This window comes from Myxococcus dinghuensis (assembly GCF_024198235.1).
GTDB lineage: Bacteria > Myxococcota > Myxococcia > Myxococcales > Myxococcaceae > Myxococcus > Myxococcus dinghuensis.
In genome coordinates this window covers 129,733-140,234 of record NZ_JAKCFB010000016.1, presented here as the reverse complement: position 1 = coordinate 140,234, position 10,502 = coordinate 129,733, and the positions used below count along the sequence as shown (strand labels likewise).

The window sequence follows — 10,502 nt, the reverse complement described above, 5'->3', positions numbered from 1 at the left end:
ACGAGGGTCCTGCCGCCATGCTGCACATCACCCCGCAGCTTCCGCCCGGTCAGAAGCACGTCATCGTGATTGGAGGGGGCTTCGCGGGCCTCAACGCCGCGAAGGCGCTGGCGCGCCACCCCCAGGTGCAGGTGACGCTCATCGACCAGCGCAACCACCACCTCTTCCAACCGCTGCTCTACCAGGTGGCCACCGCGGGGCTGCGGCCCTCGGACATCGCCGTCCCCATCCGCGCGCAGTTCACGGGGATGCGCAACGTGGGGGTGCACCTGGGGCGGGTGCGGCAGGTGGGGCTCCAGGAGAAGTGGGTCGAGGTCGAGGACGACAGCGGCCGCGCGGTCCGCGCCAGCTATGACTACGTGGTGCTCGCGTGTGGGGCGCAGCACAGCTACTTCGGGCGGAGCGAGTGGGAGCCGCACGCGCCAGGCCTGAAGACGCTCGAGCAGGCCACGGAGATACGGCGGCGCATCCTCTCCGCCTTCGAGCTGGCGGAGAACGAGTTCGACCCGGAGCGGCAGCGGGCCCTGCTCAACTTCGTGGTGGTGGGCGGCGGGCCCACGGGGGTGGAGCTGGCGGGGGCCATCGCGGACATCGCCCGCACGGTGCTGGTGAAGGACTTCCGGCGCATCAACCCCTCCAGCGCGCGTGTCCTGCTGGTGGAGGCGGGGGCCCGGCTCCTGCCCGCCTTCGCGGAGGACCTCTCCCACCGCGCCGCGCGGGACCTGACGGAGCTGGGCGTGGAGCTGCGGCTCTCGTCGCGTGTCACCGCGGTCGACGCGGAGGGCATCCAGATTGGCGATGAGCGCATCCAGGCCGGCAACGTCTTCTGGGGCGCGGGCGTGGAGGCGGACAAGCTGACCCGGGCGCTCGGGACCGAGCTGGACCGGGCGGGCCGGGTGAAGGTGTCCCAGGACCTCTCCATCCCGGGCTTCCCCGAGGCCTTCGTGGTGGGCGACGCGGCGCACCTCGAGGTCGGGGGGCAGGTCATCCCGGGCCTGGCCCCGGCGGCCATCCAGACCGGAGAATGGGCGGCGCGCAACATCATCGCCTCCATCGAGCAGCGGCCCCGCACGCCCTTCCGCTACCGGGACAAGGGCATCATGGCCACCATCGGCAAGCACCGCGCCATCGCGCAGACGGGCTCGCTGCGCCTGACGGGCTTCATCGCGTGGGTGGCCTGGCTCTTCGTCCACGTCCTGTATCTCATCGGCTTCAAGAACCGCGTGACGGTGTTCCTGGAGTGGACGTGGAGCTACCTCTTCGCGAAGCGGGGCGCGCGGCTCATCACCCAGCGCGACTGGAAGCTCCGCGCCTGAGCGCGGAGCCGTCCCACCCCGAGCCGCCCGTCAGGTTGCCGGGGGCGCCTCCACCAGCTCCACGCGGTCCTCCGTCCCCACCCGCAGGTGGACGCGGGGATGCGGGGCGGTGGCGTGCGCGGCGAGCCACTGGGCCAGCGGTGTCACCGCGTGTTGCTCCACCGCGCGCTTGAGGGGGCGGGCGCCGTAGCGCGCGTCGAAGCCCGTGCGCGCCAGGAAGTCCACCACGTCCTCGCCGAAGGACACGCTCACGCCTCGTCGCGACAGGCCTTCCCGCGTGAGGGCCGCCTCCAGCGTGCGACGGGTCAGCGCGCGGATGACCTCGGGGGTGAGGGCCCGGTAGGGCACCACCTGGTCCAGGCGGTTGAGCAGCTCCGGCCGGAAGAAGGCCGTCGCGGCGCCCAGGTAGTGCGCCTCCATGTTCCGCGCGCCCTCGCCGCCGAAGCCGAGCGAGCGCGCCGCCGTGTCCGCGCCCAGGTTGCTGGTGAGCAGCACCACCGTGTTCCGGAAGCTGACGGTGTGCCCCGTGCCGTCCGTGAGGCGCCCCTCGCCGAGCACCTGGAGCAGCAGGTCGTGGACGCCGGAGTCCGCCTTCTCCACTTCATCCAGGAGCACCACGCCGAAGGGCTGCTCGCGCACGCGCCGGGCGAGGCCTCCCTGCTGTCCGCCGACCTCGCCCACCAGCCGCGCCGCGCTGCCGGGCGCCGCGTACTCCGCCATGTCGAAGCGCGCCAGCCGCGACACGTCGCCGAAGAGGTACTCCGAGAGCGCCAGCGCCGACTCCGTCTTGCCGACGCCCGTGGGGCCCAGGAGCAGGAACGCCCCCAGCGGGCGCGACGGGTCCGCCAGCCCCGTCTTGAGCGTGACGACGAGGTTGCGCAGCAGCACCGTCGCCTCGTCCTGCCCGACGATGCGCTCGCGGAAGCGCCGCAGGAGCGCGTCCGGGTCCAACCGCATGGCCGGATCGACCAGCTCTCGCGGGTAGCCCGTGCGCGTGCAGAAGGCCTGCGTCACCGCGCCCGGGTCCACCTCGTGCTCCCTGGGCGCCAGCGGATCCACGGCGAGCTGGGTCGTCGCCGCGCGCAGCAGGGACACCGCGCCGCCCGGAGGCGGACCGTCCCCGAAGCGCTCGGTCAGCTCCGCCGCGCGCTCCAGGGCCTCCGGCGTGAAGCGCACCTTGCGCGCCCGCGCCACCCGCTGGGAGGCCTGCTGCACCGCGCCTCGCGCCGCGACGGGCGACAGCGGCTGGATGGTGAGGTGTCGCAGCGCCTGGAGGAAGGCCCCGTGCGTCCGCTCCGCCCGCGCCACGTCCTCGGGCGTGGCCTCCAGCACCAGCGTCACCTCGCCGCTCTCCAGGGAGGGGAGCAGGTGCCGGGCCACGTCGAGGCCCGAGTCGCCGCCGCCCAGCGTGAGCAGCTCCGCGAGGCTGTCCAGGTGCAGCACCGCGCGGCGCACGCGCAGCTCCTCCACCATGCGCTGCACGCGCTGCTGCCACTGCCCCAGGTAGCGCATGCCCGCCATGATGCGGCTGCCGGACGTGCTGTAGAACTCCAGCTTGTGCAGCGCGCTGCCCGCGGGGGACGCCTCGGCCCGGTGCACCAGCTCGTGGAGCAGCGACGTCTTGCCTACGGAGGGCTGCCCCACCAGCAACACGCTGGCGCGCGAGCGGGACGTGACGGCCTCCGTGAGCAGCCCGAGCTCCGCCTCGCGCTCCCAGGCGCGCTCCAGCAGGCCCGCGCGCACCTCCTCGTTGAGGCAGCGGCTCGCCTCCGCGAGCCCGGGCGGAGGCGGAGAGGGCCTGCGCACCGAGTGGCGCGGCTCGTCGGCGGCGCGCCCGCGAGGGGCTTCCCTCGGGCGCACCGCGACGGACATGGTCTCCACGGACTCCTCGCCGACGTAGGCGAGCGCGTGCAGCCGCTCCAGCGGCGCGAGGTACAGCTCGTGCCGCACCAGCTCCTCGACGTAGGCCTCCAGGTCCGCGGCCTCCTGGATGGAGCCCTCCACGTCCACGCGAGGCACCCAGACGTGCAGGGGCCCCTTCGCGGTGGAGCCCTTGCGGGAGCTGCGCTCCACGCGGCCATCGCCCTGTCGTGTCACCACCGTGAACTTCAGCGGCACGGGGAGCAGGCGCCCGTGCTGCACGGCGCGGACGGTGAGCGACATCTTCCGCGCGCGCAGGTCGGGCCAGTGCGTCTCGTTGTCCCACAGCTCCCCGCGCTTGAGCAGCCGCCCCACCACCTCCGCGATGTCGTTGCGGACGGTGGCGATGTCCTCCGCGAACGAGGCGAGGTGGGGGTGGGTGAGCACGTGCCCCGCCACGCCCAGGCCGGGATAGTGACGGATGAACAGGTGGAAGTTCTTGTCCATGTCAGCCCTCTCCTCGCGCCACCGCGCGCAGCACCCGCGCCGCCCAGGTCCGGCTCTGCTTGGGTTCCACTCCACTGCCGACGTGGAGGAGCGAGGTCGCGCTCCCCTCCAGCACCACCCGCCCGGACGACGGCCCCGTGGAGGCCCCCGCCCGACGGGCTCCGCGCTCCTCCTTCCGGAGCGCGTCCCGCGCCGCGATGACGCGAATCACGTCCGTGAGGCCGGCATCGGCGCCTCCCAGGACCTCCAGGCGCACCAGGGCGGAGCGCGCCAATCCCCCCCGGGAGTGTTGGACGAGGGCATACCCCTCCAGCGGGGCGAGCAGCTCCGCGAGGCCGATGCCCGACATGCGGATCGCCAACCGACGCGCGCGTGTATCCCTGGGGAGGTCCGAGTCGGTGCCCCAGGTGAGGTGGCCCTCGGACGACTCCCACTCGACGTAGGCCTCCGTGAAGGCCAGGTCCAGGGGGAGCGCGCGGCGGACGTCGCCCAGCACGCCCACGTCCGCGTCCGACATCGCCTCCAGCAACAGCACCCGGACGTCCTGGCCGCGCGCGCGCGTGGCGAGCCGATGCGACAGCAGCTCCACCTCGTCGCGCAGCTCCACCAGCCGGGGGCGACCGCGCCGTAGCTGCTCCTCGGGGGAGACCGGCATCGGCTGCTCGTCGTACACGGGCCGGGGCCGGAGGCCGCCGCGCCCCTGGTAGTTCCAGTTGTCGGGGAAGCCGCTGCGCCCCGCGCCCTTCGTCACGGGGCGCTCCATCTCCAGGTAGTCGCGTCCCACGAGGATGTTGTCCTGGAGGTCCTGGGCATCCGCCAGCAGGGGACGCAGGCTCTCCAGCCAGCCTTCGCGAGCCTCGTCGGCGGGCTGCGTCTCCGCGGCCATGAGGGGGGCCAGCTGCTCCGCCAGCGCCGCCAGCCGCGCGCTCACCTCGTCGAGCAGCCGGGTCGCGGTCGGCAGGTTCCACGAGGTGGCGGTGGGCTCCGGCGTCCACTGCGCGGCCCGCACCAGCACCTCCACGGCCAGCCCCATGTCCTCGTCGCGGCGGAACAGCTCCACGCGGGCCAGGTCGTCGCCTCCACGCCTCACGAGGTGGTGCGCGAGGGGCACGGTGAGGCGCCGCTCCAGGGCGCGCTTCAGCGGACGCGCGCCGTAGCGCGGGTCGTAGGCCTGCTCCACCAGCAGGTCGAGCAGGGCGGGCTCCACCTCCACCAGCACGTTGCCCTTGCGGATGCCCCGGCGCGACAGCAGCGACTCCAGCGCGTGCTCCACCACGATGCGCAGCGCGGCGGGCGTGAGCGGCCGGAAGGGCACCACGCGGTCCAGGCGGTTGAAGAACTCCGGGCGGAAGAAGCCGCGCACCGCGGACAGGTAGTGCGCCTCCGCGCTCTCGGCGGTGCGGTGGAAGCCCGTGCGCGCGGCGGCCTCGCGCACGCCCAGGTTGGAGGTGAGCACCACCACGGCCTGCCGCGCGTCCACGGTGCGCCCCGCGCCGTCCGTGAGGCGCCCCTCGCCCAGGAACTGGAGCAGGGCGTCGAAGATGCGCGGGTGGGCCTTCTCCACTTCGTCGAACAGCACCACGCAGAAGGGCTGGGTGCGCAGCGCGGTGGTCAGCTCCCCGTCCGGCGCCCCGGGCTGGCCGAGCAGGCGGGTGATGCTGGCCGAGGACACGAACTCCGACATGTCGAAGCGGACCAGGCGCTCCTCGCTGCCGAAGAGCGTGCGCGCCAGGGCCTTGGCCGTCTCCGTCTTGCCCACGCCGGTGGGGCCCACGAAGAGGTAGGTGGCCAGCGGCTTGTCGGGGGGCTGCAACGAGCGCTGGAGGGTGAGGATGGCGTCCACCACGGCGGAGACGGCCTCCGGCTGGCCGGCGACCTGCTCGCCCAGCTCCAGCTCCAGCACCTCACGCGCCTTGGGGGGCGCGCTGCCCAGCACGAAGTCGGGCAGGCCCGTCTGCGCGCGCATGGCGGCGGAGACGTCCTTCTCGGTGAAGCGGCGGATGTCGCCCTCGAGGGTGCCCGGCCGCGCCAAGACCCGGCGCAGCAGCCGCACCGCCTTGCCCGGGAAGGCCTCGTGCGCGACGAAGCGCTGCTGGAGGTCGAGCAGCGTCTCCAACGCCAGCGGCGACATCCTCACCGCGGGCCCGGTGTCCGTGGCGGCCTCCAGCTCCCGCAGCGTGCCCAGGAGCGCGGGCAGCGTCGCGCGAGGCTCCATCGCGGGCACGTGCACCACGCGGAAGAGCGAGGCGAAGGTCGGCGTCTCCTCGCGCACGCGCTCGAAGCGCTCCGGCGTGGACTCGGCGAGCACCGTCAGCTCTCCGCGCGCGAGGTGGGGCTCCAGGAACTGCGCGACGTTGGTGCGGTCGTTGGAGGTGCGTCCCGCGTAGACGAGCGACGCCAGGTCGTCCACGTACATGAGGTCGCCCACCTCCACCAGCTCCTGGACCACGCCGCGCGCGCGGGCCTCCCACTGGCCCACGTACATCATGCCGGCGATGAACTGGTTGCCGTCCACGCGCCACACGTCCCGCCGCTGTCCCGCGGCGTCCTGGCGCGCGGTGAGGCGGCGCACCACCTCGTGCACGAGCGCCGTCTTCCCGGCGCCGGGGGGACCCACCAGCACCACCGCGCCCCCCTCGCGCCCCTCCATCGCGTCCACCACCTCGCGCACCAGGGCCTCCCGGCCGAAACAGCGCTCCAGCCCGTCGTCCCGCGCGGCGTGGCTCAGGTTGCGGGCCACGGCGCGCAGCTCGGTGAGCGTGAGGCGGCGGCGGTTGCGGCGCGCCTCGCGCTGCTCCGGCGTCTCCGGCGGCGGTCCACCCTTCTTGCCGTCCGCGTCCTTCCGCCGGCGGCGCGGCTTGGGCGGGCGGGGCGGCGTGCGCGGGAGGATGGTCGGGGCGTAGGCGTCGACCTCGAGCAGCTCCAGCCGTTCTCGGCCCTGGGTCCAGCGCCCGTCCAGGTTCTTCAGCTCGTGCTCCAGGACCCACGCCGCCAGCCTGCGCGGGAGCGCGTCGTTGAGGGCGTCGGGCTTGGGGATGGCGAAGCGGGCCTCCGGGAGCCGGGTGGGCGTCACCACCCAGAAGTCGTCCCGGGGCCACTTCTCCAACATCACCGTCATGGTGCCTTCCAGGACGATGCGAAGGCCCTTCTTCAGGTCGCGCGCCTCCGTCGCTACCTTGACGTGACGCAGCGTCAGGTGGGGCGGCATCTGGTACGTGGCCACCCGCGAGGGATGTTCCCGTTCGAAGCGCTCCATGACGGCGAGCGCCAGGTCGTCGCGCATCGCGGACATGCTCGAGCCGACCATGCGGAGCTGGGGCCAGAAGGAGGGGATCCACGCCTCCAGGAGTCGTCCGCCCAGGGGGGCCACGATGAGGGGGAGCTTGAGTTCCATGGCGTCAGCTCTCTTCCTGCGGGCCGAAGATGCGCCACTGCATCCAGGCCTCGAGCAGCGGTTCCAGGTCCATGCTCGCGGAGGTGAAGCGCTGGCGCGCGCCCGTGCGCAGGTCCTCCACGATGTCGTTCGTCTCGCTCGAGGTCGTGCGCATCCGCCGCACCTCCTGCTTCGGCATCAGCCCGTCGAGCTTGTCGGGCTCCGGCAGGTGGTGGATGCCGCGCGCGTGGGGCTCGAAGCGCGCGCGGACGAGGGCGATCTGGCTGCCCTCCATGAAGCGATGGACGCCGTGCTCACCCGCGAGCAGCAGGGGCTTCGTCTCGCCGGTGATCTGCAGCGCGTAGCCGACCGGGGTGGGGTGGAGGTCCAGGAGGTTGTCCTTCTTGTTGAGGGACCACTGGGCGGGAGGCGGGACGCGCGGGGGCTTCTCGCCCTCCGGGGGCGCGGGCGACTGGAGCACGGCGCGCTGGAAGGAGAGGCCGTGGGCGCCGCACCAGCGCTCGTAGCTGGTGGCCAGGATGCACAGCCGCGCCCAGGCGCCGCGTCCCGGGACGAGGACGAGCGTGGCGCCGCGTGAGTGCGGGAAGAGGTTCGCGTAGAGCCGCTCCCTCAAGGGGAGGAACGTCTGCCGGAGCCGCTCCACGTCGCGCTCCAGCGACTCCGCCTGCTCCACCGAGCGGGACATGTGCGCCTCGAACAACAGGTCCTCGATGGCCTCCGTCTGCTGGGCGCACTCGCGGAAGACCTTGTCCAGCTCGCGCGCGTCGCTGGACTTGCGGGCGGACTCCTCGGCGAGCGCGCGCTCCTCCCAGTACGCCGGGTGGCGGGACATCTTGTCGAACACGGACAGCGCGCGGCGCAGCTCCATCATGGGCGTGCTGCGGCTCCAGCGCTGCACCTCCGCGCGCAGGGTCGCGGCGTCCTCCAGCACCTTCTCGATGGCCTGTCGTCCCACGCCCTCGGCCGCGCCGCCCACCGCCTCCGCGCGCAGGGCGAGCCCGGCCGGCCCGGCCTCGGCGCTCAGCATCATGGGGCCGCTGCGGGGATGCGCCGCGAGCCACTCCGCCACGGGGACGACCAGCTCGCGCTCCAGGGCGCGCTTGAGGGGCCGCGCTCCGTAGCGCGGATCGAACCCCCGGGCCGCGAGCCAGTCCAGGGCGGACTCCGTCACCTCGAGCCGCGCGTCGTAGCGCGCCAGCCCCGGACGGCGGCACACCGCGTCCACCTCCCGCACCACCAGCTTGCGCAGGAGCTCCGACGAGAGCGACGAGAAGACGATGGTGTCGTCGAGCCGGTTGAACAGCTCCGGCCGGAAGAAGCGCTGCACCTCCGCCAGGTAGTGCGAGCGCAGGGCCCCCGCGTCGGCGACGCCGTCCCGCGCGTCGAAGCCCACGCGCGCGCGCCACGTGTCCGCGCCCAGGTTGCTGGTGAGCACCAGCACCGCGTTGCGGAAGTCCGTGAAGCGCCCCGACGCGTCGGTGAGCCGGCCTTCCCCGAGCACGCCCAGCAGCGCGTCGTGCACCACCGGGTGGGCCTTCTCCACCTCGTCCAGCAGCACCACGCAGAAGGGCTGGCGGCGGACCGCGGCGGACAGGTGTCCGGGCTTCTCTCCGTCGCCCAGGAGGCGCAGGAGCGCGTCCGGCCCGGCGTACTCGCCCATGTCCAGGCGGACCATGCGCTCGCGCGAGCCGAACAGGAGCTCCGCCAGCGCCTTGGACAGCTCCGTCTTGCCCACGCCGGTGGGGCCGACGAACAACAGCACGCCCAGCGGGCGCTTCGTGTCCGCCAGGCCCGCCTTGAGGATGGAGACGACGGAGGTGACGCGCTCCACGGCGGCCTGCTGGCCCAGCACGCGCGTGGAGAGGAAGTCCCGCACGCTCCCGGCGTCCAGCGGCATGTCCTCGCGCAGGAGCGCCTCCGGGATGCCCGACTCGGAGGCGAACTGCCGCAGCGCATCCAGCTTGGAGACGCGCGACTGCGAGGCGTGGGCGCAGGCGGCCAGGAGCCGCCGCAGGAAGGCCACCGCGTTGCCCACCTGGGCCCCGTACGGGAGGAAGCGCCGGCACAGGAAGCGCACCTCGTCCAGCGCGCCCGGGAGGAGCTCGAGGGGCGGTGACACCGTGAGGTCCGCCGCGACACGCGTGAGGATGCGCGCGAGCGTCTCCACCGGCGGCTCCTCCACGCGCACCACGGAGAACAGGCGGGCGAAGCTGGCGTTGCGCCGCTCCACCTGGGCCCACTCCTCGGCGGTGGCCTCCGCCACCACGGACACCTCGCGGGTGACGAGGATGGGCAGCAGGAGCTGCGCGACGTTCTGGTCGCTGTGCGCGCTCTTGCCCGCGTCGAGCAGCTCCACCGCGTGGCCCAGGGACAGGATGGCGTGGGCCTCCGTCGCCTCGCGGAAGCTCCGGAGCACCTGCTGCTGCCAGTCTCCCCAGCCTCCCTCTCCGGCGATGAGGCGGCTGCCGTCGACGAAGAAGAAGGGGCGCAGCTTCTCGTCCGGCGTCGCGGACGGTCCGCGCAGCACCTCCGCCAGCGCGTGGAGGAGCGCCGTCTTTCCCACGCCCGACGGGCCCACCAGGACGATGGCCTCCGCGTCCTTCGCGGCGACGCGGGCGCGGAGGAGCGCCACCAGCCGGTCCTGCTCGTAGGCCGGGTCCAACTGCCCCTCTTGCGCCAGCGTGTGCCAGGGCACGCCGAGGGTGTTCAGGGTCGGCGTGGGGGGCGGCTTGTCGGGCCTGGCTCCGGGCTCGCGGCGGGCGCGGCGGCGGCGAGGCTCCCAGGTGTCCTCGTCGAGCGCGTCCTCGTCGTCCTCGTCGCCACGGGAGGGGCCCTTCGGCTTCTCCTCGTCCGGGGCGTCGGGGGGGCGCGGTGGCGGGCGGATGTCCAGGTGGAGCTGCCGGGGCGTCAGGGTCGACAGGAGCGATGGGCGGGCCTTCACCTCCACCTCGACCAGCTCCTCCGGGCCATCCGAGCGGAGGGCGAGCAACCGGGCGTCGGGCAGTCCCTCCAACTGCTCTCCCAGCCGCTGCGCCGCGTCGTCCGGCACCGTCTTGGCTTCGAACCACAGGTGCGTGTGGAGCCGGGGCGCGTGCAGTCCGAGATACGACTGGTGCGCGGGCGCGACGACGGTGGTGAACGTCAGCGGCGCCTGCGTGTTCTCCTTCGCGCCCCAGACGGGGAGCGCCGGGACCTCCAGCGTGTGGAGCACGCCTCCGGTGGGAGCGATGAACGACGGAATCCTACGCGGGTGGACGCGGGTGAGCTGGTCGTCGAGCGCGAGCGTCAGCTCCTCGATGGCCTTCTCGAGGGTGTCCGCGTGAACCGCGAGCAGCGGATGCGACAGCGGCGCCAGCGTCACGCGTCCGCTGGCATGACGCTGCACCCAGCATTGGAAACGAAAGTTCATGGGAGGGGCTCAGGCT

At 73.5% G+C, this 10,502-nt stretch carries 4 protein-coding genes; 1 reads left to right on the top strand and 3 read right to left on the bottom strand.

The genetic code is table 11. From position 1 onward, the window contains the following. Nucleotides 1-17 precede the first annotated feature (17 nt). Nucleotides 18-1,316 carry an NAD(P)/FAD-dependent oxidoreductase gene (locus LZ198_RS21770; protein ID WP_253973951.1) on the top strand — a complete coding sequence of 433 codons (1,299 nt, stop codon included), beginning with the start codon at nucleotides 18-20 and terminating at the stop codon, nucleotides 1,314-1,316. A 30-nt stretch (nucleotides 1,317-1,346) separates the two neighbouring features. On the opposite strand, the gene LZ198_RS21765 is transcribed toward LZ198_RS21770, so the two are convergent. The 3 genes from LZ198_RS21765 to LZ198_RS21755 are packed head-to-tail and all read right to left on the bottom strand — an operon-like array spanning nucleotide 1,347 to nucleotide 10,486. Then, a complete protein-coding gene (locus LZ198_RS21765) occupies nucleotides 1,347-3,683 on the bottom strand; it encodes an AAA family ATPase (protein ID WP_253973950.1) in 2,337 nt (778 codons plus the stop codon). Nucleotide 3,684: 1 nt separating this feature from the next. Further along, a complete protein-coding gene (locus LZ198_RS21760) occupies nucleotides 3,685-7,077 on the bottom strand; it encodes an AAA family ATPase (protein WP_253973949.1) in 3,393 nt (1,130 codons plus the stop codon). A gap of 4 nt (nucleotides 7,078-7,081) precedes the next feature. Further along, complete coding sequence (locus LZ198_RS21755; RefSeq protein WP_253973948.1) at nucleotides 7,082-10,486, bottom strand: AAA family ATPase; 3,405 nt, start codon at nucleotides 10,484-10,486, stop codon at nucleotides 7,082-7,084. Nucleotides 10,487-10,502: the final 16 nt, after the last annotated feature.